Raw genomic sequence first — 17,119 nt, 5'->3', positions numbered from 1 at the left:
GTGGGCGGAGGCGCCTGGGCTAGCCCTTCTTGGGGTGCGGGGTCGAGCCGTACGCGGTGAGGAAGCGGTCTCGGAACGAGCTCATCTTCCACACCGGGGCGTTGTGGGCCGGGCGCAGGCCGTCCGTCCAGTTCCACCCGGCGATCTTGTCGAGGACCTTCGGGTCCTTGGCGACGATGGAGATCGGCACGTCACGGCTGGCGTGGTTGCCGCTGACCCGGGCGATCGGCTGGTGGTCGCCGAGGAAGACGAGCACGGTGTCGTGGGAGCCGTAGCGCTCCAGCCACTGGGTCAGCGCGGTCACCGAGTACTGGATCGACTTGCCGTACTCCTGACGGGACTTGGTGGTGTCGGCGATGACGTCCCCCGGCTTGTTGCCCGCCTGCTGGATCGACTTGAAGATCGAGCCGTCACCGAGCTGGTCCCAGCCGACCATCTTCGGGATCGGCGCCCAGGGCTGGTGGCTGGAGGTCAGGATGAGCTCGGACATCATCGGCTTGGCGTGCTTCTTGCCGTGCACGCGCTGCTGGAACTGCTCCAGCGCGTACTGGTCGGGCATCGTCGACCAGCTGAACTTCGGCCCCCGGTAGCCGAGCTGGAAGGCGTTGTAGACCTTGTCGAGGCCGTAGTACTTCTGCTCCGGCCAGCCCTTCTGCACGCCCGGCATCACACCGACCGTGTTCCAGGCGCCGGTCTTCTTGAAGACCTTGGTCAGGCTGAGGTGGTCGCTGGCCATGACCGTGCGGTAGCGCTGCTGGTTGCTGATCCACAGGCCCGACATGGTGGTGGAGTGTCCGAGCCAGCTGCTGCCGCCGTACGTCGCCGACGTCAGCCAGCCGCTCTTGGCGTGGAAGCCCGCCTTCTCCAGGGCCGCCGTGCGCTCGTCGAGCGTCTTGTCGACGCCGGGCGCCATGATCGGGTCCTCGACGGCGCTGCGGCCGTAGCTCTCGATGAATGTGAAGATCATGTCCTTGCCGCGCAGGTCCGGGACCAGCTGGGAGGCCGGCGTGTTCCCGAAGGCGTCCACCTTGGCGACCTTCCGGAACTCCGCCTCGTCCCGGAGCGTGTCGCGCACGGTGCGGGCCTGGACCTTCAGCACGCCCGCGGTGTGCTGCGAGGCGATCGGAATGCCGCCGACGGTGAGGCCGAGCGCGGTGCAGGTGATCCAGACCGTGCCGACGATCAGCGTGGCCCGGGAGGCCTTGGCCCGGTGCCGGACCAACTGGTTGCTCAGCCGTACGGTCGCCAGCGCGACGAGGGTGACGAGCAGGAAGACGAGCACCACGACGCCGAGGCTGAGGCCGAGTTCGGCCGACCTGCCGAGCGTGTCGTCCAGGTACGCGCGGGCGTCGTCGAACAGCGACCAGTCCAGGATGATGTTGAAGTGTCGGCCCAGGTACTCGTTGAAGCCCATGTCGAACATGTTCAGCACGGTGATGACACCGAGGAGCGCGCCGGTCAGCGCCGACACGATGAGCCGCGGCTTGCGCGGCAGGCTCAGCAACACCACCGCGCCCATGATCGCCTCGGCCGGCAGCCGCGTGAACTCCACGAGCTTCAGGTTGCCGAGCGTGCTGGGCATCTGCAGACAGATGTAGACGAGCAGCGCGGAGAGAAAGGTCGCGGTCAGGGACAACACCCGAGCGGCCGCGGGATGCCTGGCCCGCCACCCACGCCATATCCGCCGCCCGAGCCAGGCCCGGGACGCGACTGCGCCGGACGCGGCTGCGGGCTTGGCGTCCGCATCGGACTTGGGCTCGGCATCCGGCGCGGCTTCGCGCGAGGCGGCTCGGGGCTCGGCATCCGGCGCGGCTTCGGACTTGGCGTCCGACGGGGTTTCGGGTCCGGCGTCCGAATCGGCTTCGGACTTGGCGTCCGAATCGGACACGGTCTTGGTGCCCGGCGCGGCCTCGGGTCCCGCTTGCGAGGCGGCTTCGGACTTGGCGTCCGACTCCGACTCGGGCCTGGCGTCCGGCGCGGCATCGGCTCCAGCCTTCGATGCGGCTTCGGACCTGGCCTCCGCCGCGGGCGGCTCGGCCTGCTCGGCCCTGCCGCCCTCGGCCTGGTCGGACCCGACACTTCCGGGCTCGGTCTTCTCCGCCCCGGCCGCCGCCGCTCCCTCGACGACCCCGACCGGCTCGACCTCGGCCCCCTTGATCGCGGCGACCTCCGCGACCTCGGCCCCTTCCACCCCGGCCTCGGTCGGATTCGGCGGCAGGACCTCGCCCTCGGATTCCCCCGCCGTACTGAGTGTCTGGCGCGTGCTCGTGTGCTGAGGCAACCCGAAGGTCCTTCCGTGCGAGGCCCGTTGGACGGAGCGGCGGACCACGCTGGGGAGGCTGGGCGGGGCCGGAGATCCCGGCCCGCCTGGCCCGCCGTCCTCCCGTACGGTTCGCCTCCGGCCCCTGTTCAGGGCCGTGGGCAAACACCCGGCAAACGGCTCGTCAACACTCGCGCTAGGTCCTAGGCGCCCCCCACCGCCGTGAGCAGCGCCAGTGGGGCCGCCGCCGAGCGGGACTCCCGTACGCATGCGTGTGGGTAGGGAACCGGCTCGGCGTGGGTGCCGCGGCCGTAGCCCGCGATCACCTCGGGGAGCCGGTGCCCGGTCGCGGTCGCCGCGTCGACCAGGGCGTGCGCGACCGTACGGGCCTCGTCGTGCAGGCCGTACCGGGCCAGACCCAGGGTGATCAGCGCGTTGTCGTGCGGCCAGACCGAGCCGCGGTGGTAGGAGAGCGGGTGGTACGCAGGCTGGCCCGCCGCAAGCGTGCGCACGCCCCAGCCCGAGAAGAAGTCCGGTTCCAGCAGGCGCCGGCCCACCAACTCGCCGTACTCCTTGTCCAGGAGCCCCGACCACAGCAGGTGCCCGGCGTCCGACGCCAGCGCGTCCACCTGCCGGCCGTTGCCGTCCAGCGCGAGCGCGGGGAACGAGTGCTCCCGCATCCAGAAGTCCCGCTGGAAGCGGTCGCGCAGATCGGCGGCGGCCTGTTCGAGCAGGGCCGCGTATGTCTGGTCCTCCCACACCGTGCGCGCGATCCACGCCGTGCGGCGCAGCGCGTCGTACGCGTACCCCTGGGCCCCCGCCGCCATCACCGGGCCGGTCGCGCGGGTGCCGTCGGCCGAGCAGATGGCGCCGGGGGAGTCCTTCCAGTTCTGGTTGGCGAGGCCGCCCCGGTCGGCGCGGTAGACCAGGTAGCCGCGCGAGGTCAGCCCGCCGTGGTCCAGCATCCAGCCGATGCCCGCGCGGGCGTGCGGCTCCAGGCGCCGGGCCAGGGCCGTGTCCCCGGTCCGCTCGACGTAGGCGCCGAGCAGGACGAGGAACAGCGGTGTCGCGTCGATCGAGCCGTAGTAGCGGGCGAACGGCACCTGGCCGAAGTGCGCCAGCTCGCCGTGCCGTACCTCGTGCACGATCTTGCCGGGCTGTGCCACCGAGGTCGCCCCGGTCTCCACGGCCTGGGTGGCGGCGAGCGCGGGGAGCGTGGCGGCGGCCAGCCGGGGGCGGTAGGGGAGGGCGAAGAGGGAGGTCAGGAGGGCGTCCCGGCCCAGGAGGGCCAGGAACCAGGGGGCGCCCGCCGCCGGTACCCGCAGGTCCTCGCCGTCGGGTCCGGTGGCCGGTACCTGGAGGGCCGCGAGGTCGGCGAGGCCTCGGGCGCAGGCCGCCGCCAGCTCCGGCCAGCCCGTCGGGAAGGCGACGCCTTCCATGAACTCCCCCTCCAAGGAGAGGAGTTGTTCGTTCAGGGCGGCGGGGGAGCGGGGCACGCGCAGGGCCCGCTTCTCGCCGTGCGGGCGTGCCATCACCCGCAGGATCAGCTCCGCGGTGCCGTGCGGTTCGAGGTCCAGCGTCCAGACGAGACGTCGGGCGCCGGTGCCGGTCTCCTCGACGCCGTCCGGGGCGGGGTCGGCCGTGATGGTCGTACAGGACCGCCACTCGCCGCGCCGGTAGCTGAACTCCACGCCGTCGTCCAGGACTTGGCGGGAGCGTACGACGCCGGTCTTGGTGTAGGTGCGGTGGTCGGAGCGCAGTTCGAACTGGTCGGTGAAGTCCGCGTCGGCGGTGATCGCCAGGCGCACGGTCGTCGGCACCGGGCGGTTGTTGGTCACCCGCAGGGACTCGACGAACGAGCTGTCGCCGACGGCCTGTTCCCTGAAGAGCGTGTGGGCGGGCGGCTCCTGCCGACCACCGCGCGGTACGAGCACACAGCGCGCCGCGTCCCCGTCCGCGACCGGGGTGAGCGCCTCGGGCAGCGCGCCGTCGACCGTCAGCTGCCAGCGGCTGAGGTGTCGGGCGTCGCGCACGAATAACCCGTCCGGGGAGTTGCCGCCCCGTACGCCGCTGATGTCGCCGCGGTCGCCCACGGCGGCGAACGTCGCTCCGTGCACGAGCAGGTGATGCCGGTCCGTCATGCCCGGTCCCCTCCCTTGTCACTCCTGTCGAACGTGTCGGTGCCCGTGCGGGACACGTCGTGTCCGGGGGGCAGGTGCAGCAGATCGAGCGTGAGCGCGGCGGTCCAGCCGAAGCCGAGCGCGCCGCAGGCCTCGCCGGTGTACGGGTCGACGTACTCCGCGAAGCCGGTGTCGTCGCCCGTCCGCACGAACGCCGAGCGCAGCGCGTCCGCCCGCGCCGACTCGCCGTGCGTCCGCAGTCCGCGCTCCAGCAGCCAGCTGGTGTTGAACCAGGCCGGGCCGCGCCAGTAGCGGTGCGGGTCGAAGGCCTCGCCGAGCAGGTCGTAACTCGGCACGAGCCGCGTGGTGTCGCCCAGGCCGAAGTGCGGTCCGGCGAGCGTGCGGACGAGCGCCGCGGCGATGTCGTGGGGCAGGCCGGGCAGCAGCAGCGGGATCAGACCGGAGACCCCGCGCTCCTCGATCAGCCCCCCGCCGCGCACGTCACGGCAGAAGAACATCCCCTCCGCCGGGTCCCACAGCCGTTCCACCAGCGCCGCCGTCAGGCGTTCCGCGCGCGCGTGGCGGGCCGTGCCGGCGGCCCCCAGCTCGTGGGCGATGCGCGCCAGGGCGTGCTCCGAGGCGATGAGCAGGGCGTTGAAGGCCGGGTCCTCCACGGCGAACTCGCCCGGCCCGTCGGCGTATCCACGGTCGCGGTAGTCCCCGGCGAGCCGCACGTACCGCCCGTAGTCGAGATCGGTCGGCCGGTCCTCGGCCGCCCCGTGGTCGAGGTCGGCGCGGCGGAAGGAGCGGGCCGGGGCGGGCGTGACGCGGGCCAACGGGGCGTCCCAGCAGGGGCTGTTGTCCATGCCCTGTTCCCAGGGGTGCACGACGGAGGCGAGCCCGCCGCCGCCCAGGTCCCGGCGGTGCAGCAGATAGCGGTGCCAGGCGGCCAGCCGCGGATGGACCCGGGCCAGGAAGCCGCGGGCCCGGGACAGCCCCGGGTCGGCGCAGTGCACCAGCCAGGCCGCCAGCGCGTGCACCGGTGGCTGCACGATGCCCGAGGTCTGTACGGTGCGCGGGGCGCCCGCCGCGCGTCCCGCGGTCGAGGAGCGCCAGAAGTCGGGGCTCGGGAAGTACGCGTCGAGCGGTACGGAGGGGTTGAAGACGATGTGCGGGACGCGCCCGTCGGCCCACTGGGCGGCCAGCAGCGTCTCCAGTTCCGTCTGCGCCCGCAGCGGCGACACGTGCCTGAGGCCGATCGCGATGAACGCGGAGTCCCAGGACCACTGGTGGGGATACAGCCGGCGCGAGGGCACGGTGGAGGTGCCGGTCCAGTTGTCCGTCAGCACCCGGGCGGCCCTGGCCTGCGGTGAATCCGCCGCGGGCGGCGGATCGTATGCAATGGCGGGTTCCGCCGGGAGGGCGGTGAGCTGGGCAGTGCGATCCACTCGGGGCTCCCCGAAGACGTCTGGTCGACCTGGTTCAGCAGTAGCTACCATAGAGTTACGTCTATTTAACACGCAAAACTCACTATGTAATGCAGTCTTGAGAAACACAAGGGGGTGCGCATGACCGGACAGCCCGGCAGGACCGGCAGGGGTGGCAGTCAGGCCAGCGCCGGTGATCTGCTCGAACTGGTGCGCAGCGGGCGGGCGATCACACGCGGTGCACTCCAGCAGGCCACCGGGCTCTCCCGGGCCACCGTCGGCCACCGCCTCGACCGGCTGTTCCGGGCCGGCTGGCTGCGCGAGGGGGCCGGCGGCCCGGTCGGCTCGCCGCTCGGCGGCCGCCCCTCCATCACCTTGGAGTTCGACGACTCCCACGCCGTGGTCCTCGCCGCCGACCTCGACACCCGGCACGCCCGCGCGGCCGTCCTCTCCCTCACCGGCGAGATCCTCGCCGAGCACTCCGGAACGCTGGTCGTGGAGGACGGGCCCGAGACCGTGCTCGGCGAACTCGGCCAATGGTTCGCCGAGTTGCTGGAGAAGGCGGGGCACCTGCCGGACGAGGTGTGCGGCGTAGGACTCGCGGTGCCGGGGCCGGTGGACAGCGAGACCGGCCGGGTCGTGCAGCCGCCGATCATGCCGGGCTGGGACGGCTACGACATACGAGGGCGCCTCTCCCGCGCCTTCACCGAACGCACCGGCGCGCCCGCGGTGCCGGTGCTCGTGGACAACGACGCGAACCTCATGGCGTACGGCGAGCAGCGCACCGGACACCCGGACTGCTCGGCCTTCGTCCTGGTCAAGGTGTCGACCGGCATAGGCGCCGGCGTCGTGGTCGACGGTTCGATCTACCGGGGCATCGACGGCGGCGCGGGCGACATCGGGCACATCCGGGTGGGCGCGGAGGCGCTGTGCCGGTGCGGTTCGTACGGCTGCCTCGCGGCCGTCGCCAGCGGCGGCGCCGTGGCCCGGCGCCTCGCGGAGGCCGGGATGCGGGCCGCCTCCGGCTCGGACGTACGGGACCTGCTGGCCTCCGGGCACCCGGAGGCGACCGCGCTCGCCCGCGAGGCCGGGCGCCTGGTGGGTGACGTGCTGGCGACGGTGGTGACCCTGCTCAACCCCGGGGTCCTGATGATCGCCGGGGATCTGGCCGGAACGCCCTTCCTCACCGGAGTGCGCGAGCTGCTCTACCAGCGGGCCCTGCCCCGCTCCACCGCCCACCTGGATGTCGTCACCTCACGGCTCGGCGAGCGGGCCGGGCTGGTCGGCGCCGGTGCGCTGGTCGTCGAGTACCTGTACGCGCCGGAACGGGTCGAGCAGCGGTTGCTCGCACTCGGCGTGTGACGTGGGTGTTTCACGTCCGAATTTCGGTCCGCATGGTGAAATCCGGTCGCCTGTGGCAGCGTGATTCTCGCCACCCTTGATAAGGGTTCCGCTCAGATGAGCGGATCGTGCGCGACTGCACTTCTCCAAGGGGTGGCACTCAGTGCCACCCCTCGATCGTTCATCGATCGAAATCAGGCGTGCCGAGAGCCGCTCAGATGAGCGGAATTCGGGGTCTGGGGGTGTCATTGCGTTCAAGAAGTGAAAACATCGGCCGCTTGGCGCTTGCCAAGCTTTGACTTTCGATCCGGTGGCGGACGACCGGTTACGTGCACATGACGCACGAGTGGACGTACCCAGGCGCCTTCGATCTGGGTATGTTCCTCGCCGTCAGGGCAGCCACCGCGGCCTCAAGGAGTCGAGACCCGTGTCGGAAAACAAAGAACCTCAGGTAGCCGAGCAGGGCGCGAGCGTTGAGGGCGTGAAGTTCGTCTATGACTTCACCGAGGGCAACAAGGACCTCAAGGACCTCCTCGGCGGCAAGGGCGCGAACCTCGCCGAGATGACCAACCTGGGCCTTCCCGTCCCTCCGGGCTTCACGATCACCACCGAGGCCTGCAAGGTCTACCTCGACAGCGGCGAGGAGCCGGCGGCACTGCGTGACGAGGTGAGTGCGCACCTCGACGCGCTGGAGCAGCGGATGGGCAAGAAGCTCGGCCAGGCCGACAACCCCCTCCTCGTCTCCGTCCGCTCCGGCGCCAAGTTCTCCATGCCCGGCATGATGGACACCGTCCTGAACATCGGCCTCTCGGACAAGTCGGTGCAGGGCCTGGCCAAGCAGGCCGGCGACGACCGCTTCGCCTGGGACTCCTACCGCCGCCTCATCCAGATGTTCGGCAAGACGGTCCTCGGCGTCGACGGCGAGCTCTTCGAGGAGGCCCTCGACGCGGCCAAGGCGGCCAAGAAGGTCACCGTCGACACGGACCTCGAAGCGGCCGACCTGAAGAAGCTGGTCACCAAGTTCAAGAAGATCGTCAAGACCGAGGCCGGCCGGGACTTCCCGCAGGACCCGCGCGAGCAGATGGACCTCGCCATCGAGGCGGTCTTCAACTCGTGGAACACCGACCGCGCCAAGCTCTACCGCCGCCAGGAGCGCATCCCCGGCGACCTGGGCACCGCGGTGAACGTCTGCTCGATGGTCTTCGGCAACCTCGGCCCCGACTCCGGCACCGGCGTCGCCTTCACCCGCGACCCCGCCTCCGGCCACCAGGGCGTCTACGGCGACTACCTGCAGAACGCGCAGGGCGAGGACGTGGTCGCGGGCATCCGCAACACCGTGCCGCTCGCCGAGCTGGAGTCGATCGACAAGAAGTCGTACGACCAGCTCATGCAGATCATGGAGACCCTGGAGAACCACTACAAGGATCTCTGCGACATCGAGTTCACCATCGAGCGCGGCCAGCTCTGGATGCTCCAGACCCGCGTCGGCAAGCGCACGGCGGGCGCGGCCTTCCGCATCGCCACGCAGCTGGTGGACCAGGGCCTGATCGACGAGACCGAGGCGCTCCAGCGCGTCACCGGCGCCCAGCTGGCGCAGCTGATGTTCCCGCGCTTCGACGACGACGCCAAGACCGAGCAGGTCGGCCGGGGCATCGCGGCCTCGCCGGGCGCCGCGGTCGGCAAGGCGGTCTTCGACTCGTACACCGCCGTCAAGTGGTCCCGCTCGGGCGAGAAGGTCATCCTGGTCCGCCGGGAGACCAACCCCGACGACCTCGACGGCATGATCGCGGCCGAGGGCATCCTGACCTCGCGCGGCGGCAAGACCTCCCACGCGGCCGTGGTCGCCCGCGGCATGGGCAAGACCTGTGTCTGCGGCGCCGAGGAGCTGGAGGTCGACACCAAGCGCCGCCGGATGACGGTCCCGGGCGGTCACGTCGTCGAGGAAGGCGACCTGATCTCCATCGACGGCTCCACCGGCAAGGTCTACCTGGGCGAGGTCCCGGTCGTGCCCTCCCCGGTCGTCGAGTACTTCGAGGGCCGGATGCACCCGGGCGCCGACGACGCCGACGAGCTCGTCGAGGCGGTCCACCGCATGATGGCCTTCGCCGACCGCAAGCGCCGCCTGCGGGTGCGCGCCAACGCGGACAACGCCGAGGACGCGCTGCGCGCACGCCGCTTCGGCGCCCAGGGCATCGGCCTGTGCCGCACCGAGCACATGTTCCTCGGCGACCGCCGTGAGCTGGTCGAGCGCCTGATCCTGGCGGACACGGACACCGAGCGAGAAGAAGCCCTCAAGCAGCTCCTCCCGCTGCAGAAGAAGGACTTCGTCGAGCTGTTCGAGGCGATGGACGGCCTGCCCGTCACCATCCGCCTCCTGGACCCGCCGCTGCACGAGTTCCTGCCGGACATCACCGAGCTGTCGGTCCGCGTCGCCCTGGCGGAGTCCCGCAAGGACGCCAACGAGAACGACCTGCGACTGCTCCAGGCCGTCCACCGCCTGCACGAGGCGAACCCGATGCTCGGCCTGCGCGGCGTACGCCTCGGCCTGGTCATCCCCGGTCTGTTCACGATGCAGGTGCGGGCCATCGCCGAGGCCGCGGCCCAGCGCAAGAACGCCAAGGGCGACCCGCGCGCCGAGATCATGATCCCGCTCGTCGGCACCGTCCAGGAGCTGGAGATCGTCCGCGAGGAGGCCGACCAGGTCATCGCCGAGGTCGAGGCCGCGACGGGCGTCCGCCTGAAGCTGGCGATCGGCACGATGATCGAGCTGCCGCGCGCCGCGCTCACCGCCGACCAGATCGCGGAGGCCGCGGAGTTCTTCTCCTTCGGCACGAACGACCTGACCCAGACGGTGTGGGGCTTCAGCCGCGACGACGTCGAGGCGAGCTTCTTCACCGCCTACCTGGAGAAGGGCATCTTCGGCGTCAGCCCGTTCGAGACCATCGACAGGGACGGCGTCGGCTCCCTGGTCAAGGCGGCGGCCAAGGCGGGCCGCGAGACCCGCCCCGACCTGAAGCTGGGCGTCTGCGGCGAGCACGGCGGCGACCCCGAGTCGGTCCACTTCTTCCACGAGGTGGGTCTGGACTACGTCTCCTGCTCCCCGTTCCGCATCCCGGTGGCCCGCCTCGAAGCGGGACGCGCGGCCACCCACTCCCAGGGAAGCGACCACCGCTGACCCTCACCCAGGAGGGCGGCGACCACCGCCATCCTCCCTGGCCCCGGAGCCGCCGTCGGTCCCCGACCCTCAAGACCGATCGGCGGCGGCTCCGGCGCACCATAGAAGGAGGGGCGGCACCCTGTGCGGGGGTGCCGCCCCTTCGCGCATCATCCAGCTCCGTGGAGAGCGGCGTCCGGCGCACTAGGAACTGCCGTTCGGGCCCTTGGTGGGCGTTCCCTGATGGTGGAACATCTGCCAGTGCGCCGGAGCCACCCGCCGCCACAACGAGGTTCGGTTCGACCACTTCCCGTCGATGTTCGCGCGGTACTTCACCATCACCAGCCCGTCGGCCAATCTGAGCCCACGTACACGCTCGGCCCTGATCGGCTCACCAGTCGGGTCGGTGTATGCCGCTACGCGCTGTGCGGTGCCTTCGTACTCGATCTCCGCACCGGAGGCGCCGAACTCATGGAAGTCCGGCGCGAGGAACCGGTTCAACCGGCCAGGATCGGCTCGGCACTCAGGTGCCAGAGTCTCGTACTCCGCGGCAAGTGCTTCGGCCACCTGAGGGTCGTTACCGCCGGTTTCCAGCTGTGTCGCCGTCATGAAGCCATGGTCACCCTCACGCGGTGCTCGTGTCGCCTGCCTTTCCCTGCCATGCTCCTCAACCGGGGCGGTGTCGTCGGTGGCGCGGGTGTGGTGCCGCTGCCGAGGAACCGATGCCCCCGCGCTCACCAGCCCTCAGCGCCGTCGGCGAGACGCCCGTGCCACCACGGCGCCTCGCCCCGCGCGGCCGCGAGTGGGTCGGGCAGGGTCCGGGTCCGATAGTGGCGGTCGAGTGTCAGCAGCGCACTCCGCAGCTCGCCCCGGGCCCGGGGCGGCAACAGTGGCAGGATCTCCGCCAGTACGTCACGGGCGTGCCGTACGTCGTCCAGGGCACAGCCGGGGCACGACGGGCAGAAGGCCTCGCGCGGATACAGGGGGCGTAGCCCCGGGCGGCTCAGGAACGCACGGTATCGGCGTAGAGCTTCGTCGGTCGCACCGACCCGGATGAGGAAGCCGTTCGACGCACTCTCCACCCGGTGGATCGCGAGACTGGTCCCGGCCGACAGCCCGGGGATGCGGACGGGAGGCGGGGTCTCCCGGGTGTGCGGGAGCGCGGGGTTCCGTCGGGCGCGCAGGGCGCCGGGCCGGTTACGCGGCATCGCCCTTTCGGGGTGTGATCATGGACGCCATCATGTCACGGGGACATGCTGTGACCGGAGTTGTCACGGCACTTCGGCCCCCTCTCGGAAGGTCTCGCCCATGCCCGGCTGGAAGACGACCGACATCCCCGACCTCACCGGCCGCGTCGCCGTCGTCACCGGCGCCAACAGCGGCCTCGGTTACGTCACCGCGCGGGAACTGGCGCGCAACGGGGCCCGGGTGGTGCTCGCCTGCCGGAGCGAGACCCGGGGGAGTGTCGCGGCCGACCAGGTGGTGGCCGAGGTGCCGGGCGCCCAGGCCGAGTTCGGTCGGCTGGACCTCGGGGACCTGGCGTCCGTACGGGACTTCGCCGACTCGTTCGCGTACGACCGTCTCGATCTGCTCGTGAACAACGCCGGCGTGATGGCGCTGCCGTACGGGACGACGGCCGACGGGTTCGAGACCCAGTTCGGCGTCAACCACCTGGGGCACTTCGCCCTCACCGGGCTGCTGCTGCCGGCCCTGCTCGCCGCGCCCGGCGCCCGGATCGTGACCGTGTCCAGCATGCTGCACGCGCTCGCCAACCTCGACATCGACGACCTCAACAGCGAGCGCCGGTACCGGCGTTGGGTGGCCTACGCCCGCTCCAAGACCGCCAACCTGCTGTTCACGCACGAGCTGGCGCGCCGGCTGGCGGCCACCGGGGCGGACGCCGTCGCGGCGGCGGCCCACCCGGGGTACGCCGCCACCAATCTCCAGACGGCCGGGCCGCGGGCCGAGGGGCGCCGGGGCGCGGAGCGGCTGATGGAACTCGTGAACACGGCCGTCGCCCAGCCGGCGGAGGCGGGCGCGCTGCCCACGCTGTACGCGGCGACCGCGCCCGGGGTCCGGCCCGACTCCTTCACCGGCCCGTCCTTCGCGATGTGGCGCGGGGCGCCGGCCCCCTCCCGGCGAGCCCCGTGGACCCGCAACGACCAGGCGGGCATGCGGCTTTGGGACGCGTCCGAGCGGCTGACGGGAGTGACGTACGACGTGTTGAAGGCGTGAGGTGAGCGGGAGCCCTGTGCGGAACCTAGCGCCGGCGCCGTGCCACGGCCGCCCTGAAGGTGTCCACGGCCAGTTTGTCCGTGGCGTCGGCGCGGCCGGTCTGGCGGTGCACGAGGATCCAGCCGCTCGGTGAGGCACCGGCGAAGACGGACGCGGTGTTCGTCGCGCCGTTGTGCCAGAGCATGGGTCCCGCCGGCTGCCAGGCGGGTGCCGGCTCGCCGAGGCCGCGGTCGACGAGCAGGCCGACGACGACACGGGCGGCGGCCCGGGGGGTGGCCCAGAGCCCGCCGGCGGGCAGGATCGCGCCGGTCATCGTCCACGGGCGCCGCAGCAGTTCCAACGGCGCCCACCGGTGCAGCCGTCGGTCGGCCGGGGGCTCGGCGCGGACGTCGGCGACACCGAGCGGGTCGAGGACGTGCCGGCGCAGGAGTTCCTCGTACGAGGCGCCGACCGCGGAGACCAGGGCGGCGCCCAGGACGGCGTACCCGAGGTTCGAGTACTCCTCGGAGGTGCCCGCGGGGGCGGTGACCAGGCCGTCGAGGTGGCGTACGACCGAGTCCAGGGCCCCGGCGTCGAAGGCCGCGTAGGGGTCGCTCCCACCGAGGCCCGGGGGCAGCCGGGGCAGGCCCGAGGTGTGCTCGGCGAGGTGCCGCAGGGTGATTCCGGTGCCCCTGGGAGCCGGCAGGAACGATTCCAGCGGGTCGTCGAGGCCCAGGACGCCGCTGTCCGCCAGCCGCGTGAGGACGGTCGCGGTCAGCGGCTTGGTCAGGGAACCGATCTGGACGAACAGGTCGGGGCTGTGGCCGTGCAGCACACGGGGAGCCTCGAAGCTGCTGAGGACGCAGGTGGGTACGCGCATCACGGTGCCCTTCGGTCGCCGGTCCGAGGCGGGGCGATCACGCCTGCGCGAGCCAGAGTTCGAGAACCTCCTCGCGCTCGCGCGACCTGAGGATTCCCGTCGGTCGCGACTTCTCCCACCACTGGGTCATCAGGGCGGGTGTGGCGCCACCCCGTACGAAGCGGTCGATCAACTGCCGTGACAGGTCGACCTCGCGGGGCGAGTAGGCGACGGCGGCGCCGGAGTGGACGGATGTCCGGAAGCAGCCGTCGGGCGTGGTGACGGAGACGGTCATCCGCTCGGGGTCGCCCGGCACCCAGACGTCCATGGCCGCCGCGGCGACGCTCGCCGCCCGGCTCGCCCAGCGGTTCAGGGCGGAGCGGACCGGGACCTCGGTGACCTGCAGATCGGCGATCTCCGACCATGTCCACGTCCGCGGATCCGGACCGGTGAGACGGGGCCCGGACGGCTGGAGAACCAGGGTGGGAGCCGGAGTTGTCGCGGGTGCTCCCAGATGGACGCCGTCCGCGGCGACCCAGAAGAGTCCCACGACCATGCCGGCCTCGGGTCGGACGGGCGGGGTTTCGTCCATGTCCTGTCCGTTCTCCCTCGGCGGGTCCGGCCCTTTTCTTTCCTTACGTCGATCGAAGGTTGGCACACCTCCCGCGTAAGTTTCCTGTCGGTAGCCGTCTCGCGTGACCGAAAACAGTCGGTGGGCCGAGCGTGGTCGAGAAGGGTGCCTACGAGGCGCCCGCCTCCCTCAACCCCGCGCCCCCCTCACTTCGTACGTCGCCACCCGTACCGTCTCGTCGTCCAGGCACTGCCCCGTGACCAGGTCGAAGCGCTGCTTCAGCAGCGGGGAGGCGACGAACGGCCTGCCCTCGTGGGTGCCGGTCAGGCCGCGCGAGAGGACCGCCGCGCCGCCGAACGGGTCGCGGTTGTCGATCGCGTACACCTGGCCCGTACGGTCCAGGAAGAGCGCCGCCTGGCGGCCGTCGGGCAGCAGCGCCGCCACCCCGCGCCCCGGGGTCAGCGCGGCCAGGTCGCAGATGGTCAACCAGTCCTCGCCCAGCCGCAGTTGGACCATCGAAGATGTCGTCTCGGGTGCCAGGGTCATCGCGGGGCGCTTCCTTCCAGTGCGTCGTGCAGGGGACGGTGGCCGATGCTCAGCAGCGGCAGGTCGGGCTTGATCTGGTCGCGCTCGGGGACGAAGGCGACCACCGGGTCGGGGGTGTCGGGCGCGTTGACGAAGGACACGAACCGGGCCAGCTTCTCGCGGCTGTTGACGGTCTCGGCCCACTCGTCGCGGTAGTGCGCGACATGGGCCGCCATCAGGGACTCCAGCTCCTCGCAGATGCCCAGCGAGTCGTGCACCACCACGTCCCGTACGTGGTCCAGCCCGCCCGGGATCCGCTCCAGCCAGGTCGACGTGCGCTCCAGCCGGTCGGCCGTGCGGATGTAGAACATCAGGAACCGGTCGATCAGCCGCACCAGTTCGGCGTCGGACAGGTCCTGCGCGAGCAGGTCCGCGTGGCGCGGGGTCGCGCCGCCGTTGCCGCCGACGTACAGGTTCCAGCCGTTGGCGGTGGCGATCACGCCGAAATCCTTCGACTGGGCCTCGGCGCACTCGCGGGCGCATCCGGAGACCGCCGACTTGAGCTTGTGCGGCGAGCGCAGCCCCCGGTAGCGCAGCTCCAGGTCGATCGCCATCCGTACGGAGTCCTGGACGCCGTAGCGGCACCAGGTCTGCCCCACGCACGACTTCACCGTGCGCAGCGCCTTGCCGTACGCGTGCCCGGACTCGAAGCCCGCGTCCACCAGCCGGGTCCAGATCAGCGGGAGCTGCTCGACCCGCGCGCCGAACAGGTCGATCCGCTGACCGCCGGTGATCTTCGTGTAGAGCCCGAAGTCACGGGCGATCTCACCGATCACGATCAGCTTCTCCGGGGTGATCTCACCGCCGGGGATGCGCGGCACGACCGAGTACGAGCCGTTCTTCTGCAGGTTGGCGAGGAAGTGGTCGTTGGTGTCCTGCAGGGCCGCCTGCTCGCCGTCGAGGACGTAGCCGTCCGCGCCGATCGTCGGGGCGAGCGAGGCGATGATCGAGCCGACGGCCGGCTTGCAGGTCTCGCAGCCGTCGCCGCCCCGGGCGCCCTCGCGGCCGTACCGGTCCAGCAGCTCCCGGTACGAGGTGAGGCGCAGGGCGAGGACGATCTCGTACAGCTCCTCGCGGGTCTGCGCGAAGCAGCCGCACAGCCCCTTGTCGACCTCGACGCCGCTCGCCTCCAGCTCGGCGGTGAGCAGCTGGCCCAGCACCTTCACGCAACTGCCGCATCCCGTACCGGCCTTGGTGCACTTCTTCACCTCGGGCACGCTGGTGCAGGAGTGCTCCGTGACCGACCTGCGGACCGCGCCCTTGGTGACGTTGTGGCAGGAGCAGACGACCGCCTCGTCCGGCAGGGCGGAGGGGCCGAGCTGGACGGGGCCGCCCACGCCGGCGGGCAGTACCAGGGACTCGGCCGCCACCGGCGGGACCGAGCCGGTGAACGCGCGCAGCGTGGCGTAGGCCTCCGCGTCGCCGACCAGGATGCCGCCGAGCAGCGTGCCGTCGCGGCCGACGACCAGCTTCTTGTACAGGCCCGACCGGGCGTCGGCGTATACGACCTCCAGGCAGTCCTCGGTGGTGCCGTGCGCGTCGCCGAAGGAGGCGACGTCCACACCGAGCAGCTTCAGCTTGGTGGACAGGTCGGCGCCGGTGAACGTCACCTGGTCGGCCTCGTCGGCGGCGATGGTCGCGGCCGCCGTCTCGGCCTGCTCGTAGCCCGGCGCGACCAGGCCGTACACCCGGCCGTCCGCCGCCAGCGCGCACTCGCCGATCGCGAACACGTGCGGGTCGGTGACCGTACGGCACCGCTCGTCGACGGTGATGCCGCCGCGCTCGCCGACCGCCAGAGCGCAGTCGCGGGCCAGCTGGTCGCGGGGGCGGACACCGGCGCTGAACACCACCAGGTCGGTGGCGAGTTCGGAACCGTCGGACAGCTTCATGCCGGCCACGGCACCCGCGTCGTCCGTCACGATCTCCTGGGTGCCCGTGCCGGTGTGCACGGTCAGGCCCATGTCCTCGATGGTGCGCAGCAGCGCCGCGCCGCCGCCCTCGTCGACCTGCACCGGCATCAGCCGCGGCGCGAACTCCACGATGTGGGTGGTGAGTCCGAGGCCCTTGAGGGCGCCGGCCGCCTCCAGGCCGAGCAGACCGCCGCCGACCACCGCGCCCGTCCGCGCCCGCGACTTCGCGTACGCCTCGATGGCGAGCAGGTCCTCGATGGTCCGGTAGACGAAGCAGCCCTCGGCGTCCTTGCCCGGGACCGGCGGCACGAACGGGTAGGAGCCGGTGGCCAGGACGAGGACGTCGTAGCCGACGGTCAGTCCGGAGCGGGCGGTCACCGTCCGGGCCGCCCGGTCGACGTTCTCCGCCGGGTCGCCGACGTGCAGCTCGATGCCGTGTTCCTTGATGAACTCCCGGTCGGTCATGGAGAGTTCGTCGGGCGTCCGGCCCGAGAAGTACGAGGTCAGCCGCACCCGGTCGTAGGCGGGGCGCGGCTCCTCGCAGAACACGACCACGCGGTGGGTGGCGGTCAGGCCGCGCTCGGCGAGCGCTTCGAGGAAGCGCTGGCCGACCATGCCGTGGCCGACGAGCACGATCGTGGGGCGGGGGTGGTTCTCGACAGGTGAGGTCGTGGACAT

12 protein-coding genes are annotated in these 17,119 nt (G+C 71.6%); 3 read left to right on the top strand and 9 right to left on the bottom strand.

The genetic code is table 11. From position 1 onward, the window contains the following. Nucleotides 1–19: 19 nt before the first annotated feature. From ACWGKT_RS35555 to ACWGKT_RS35545, 3 genes are all read right to left on the bottom strand, one after another. Nucleotides 20–1,681 carry a CDP-alcohol phosphatidyltransferase gene (locus ACWGKT_RS35555; protein ID WP_453276915.1) on the bottom strand — a complete coding sequence of 554 codons (1,662 nt, stop codon included), beginning with the start codon at nucleotides 1,679–1,681 and terminating at the stop codon, nucleotides 20–22. Between the two features lie 782 nt (nucleotides 1,682–2,463). Continuing rightward, nucleotides 2,464–4,401 carry an amylo-alpha-1,6-glucosidase gene (locus ACWGKT_RS35550; RefSeq protein WP_453276894.1) on the bottom strand — a complete coding sequence of 646 codons (1,938 nt, stop codon included), beginning with the start codon at nucleotides 4,399–4,401 and terminating at the stop codon, nucleotides 2,464–2,466. Continuing rightward, nucleotides 4,398–5,828 (bottom strand): MGH1-like glycoside hydrolase domain-containing protein, encoded by a 1,431-nt coding sequence (locus tag ACWGKT_RS35545; RefSeq protein WP_453276893.1) that lies wholly within the window; start codon nucleotides 5,826–5,828, stop codon nucleotides 4,398–4,400. The genes ACWGKT_RS35550 and ACWGKT_RS35545 overlap by 4 nt, the downstream gene beginning before the upstream one ends. Nucleotides 5,829–5,948: 120 nt before the next feature. Between ACWGKT_RS35545 and ACWGKT_RS35540 the strand changes: the two genes are divergently transcribed. Both ACWGKT_RS35540 and ppdK read left to right on the top strand, forming a co-directional pair. After that, nucleotides 5,949–7,169: an ROK family protein gene (locus ACWGKT_RS35540; protein WP_453276892.1), complete on the top strand. Its 1,221-nt coding sequence runs from the start codon at nucleotides 5,949–5,951 to the stop codon at nucleotides 7,167–7,169. 406 nt (nucleotides 7,170–7,575) lie between these two features. After that, nucleotides 7,576–10,323 carry a pyruvate, phosphate dikinase gene (gene ppdK, locus ACWGKT_RS35535; protein ID WP_453276891.1) on the top strand — a complete coding sequence of 916 codons (2,748 nt, stop codon included), beginning with the start codon at nucleotides 7,576–7,578 and terminating at the stop codon, nucleotides 10,321–10,323. Nucleotides 10,324–10,506: 183 nt separating this feature from the next. On the opposite strand, the gene ACWGKT_RS35530 is transcribed toward ppdK, so the two are convergent. Further along, complete coding sequence (locus ACWGKT_RS35530; RefSeq protein ID WP_453276890.1) at nucleotides 10,507–10,911, bottom strand: nuclear transport factor 2 family protein; 405 nt, start codon at nucleotides 10,909–10,911, stop codon at nucleotides 10,507–10,509. A gap of 125 nt (nucleotides 10,912–11,036) precedes the next feature. Then, nucleotides 11,037–11,510: a hypothetical protein gene (locus ACWGKT_RS35525; protein WP_453276889.1), complete on the bottom strand. Its 474-nt coding sequence runs from the start codon at nucleotides 11,508–11,510 to the stop codon at nucleotides 11,037–11,039. A gap of 100 nt (nucleotides 11,511–11,610) precedes the next feature. Here ACWGKT_RS35525 and ACWGKT_RS35520 point away from each other — a divergent pair, with 100 nt between their 5' ends. Then, entirely contained in the window at nucleotides 11,611–12,537 is a 927-nt protein-coding gene (locus ACWGKT_RS35520) for an oxidoreductase (protein ID WP_453276888.1), read from the top strand. A gap of 25 nt (nucleotides 12,538–12,562) precedes the next feature. Here the strand turns inward: ACWGKT_RS35520 and ACWGKT_RS35515 are convergent, their stop codons facing one another. The 4 genes from ACWGKT_RS35515 to nirB form a co-directional block, all read right to left on the bottom strand. Beyond that, the gene (locus ACWGKT_RS35515; RefSeq protein WP_453276887.1) at nucleotides 12,563–13,396 is read right to left on the bottom strand and encodes a serine hydrolase domain-containing protein; all 834 of its coding nucleotides are present in this window, start codon (nucleotides 13,394–13,396) and stop codon (nucleotides 12,563–12,565) included. Nucleotides 13,397–13,433: 37 nt separating this feature from the next. Next, entirely contained in the window at nucleotides 13,434–13,967 is a 534-nt protein-coding gene (locus tag ACWGKT_RS35510) for a hypothetical protein (RefSeq protein WP_453276886.1), read from the bottom strand. Nucleotides 13,968–14,135: 168 nt separating this feature from the next. Beyond that, entirely contained in the window at nucleotides 14,136–14,492 is a 357-nt protein-coding gene (nirD, locus tag ACWGKT_RS35505) for a nitrite reductase small subunit NirD (RefSeq protein ID WP_356150559.1), read from the bottom strand. Next, nucleotides 14,489–17,119, bottom strand: coding sequence for a nitrite reductase large subunit NirB (gene nirB / locus ACWGKT_RS35500; RefSeq protein ID WP_453276885.1), 2,631 nt, complete (start codon nucleotides 17,117–17,119; stop codon nucleotides 14,489–14,491). The genes nirD and nirB overlap by 4 nt, the downstream gene beginning before the upstream one ends.

This window comes from Streptomyces sp. NPDC054794, from assembly GCF_053611585.1.
The sequence above is the reverse complement of the archived record's forward strand: the minus strand, read 5'-3'. Positions and strand labels throughout refer to the sequence as shown.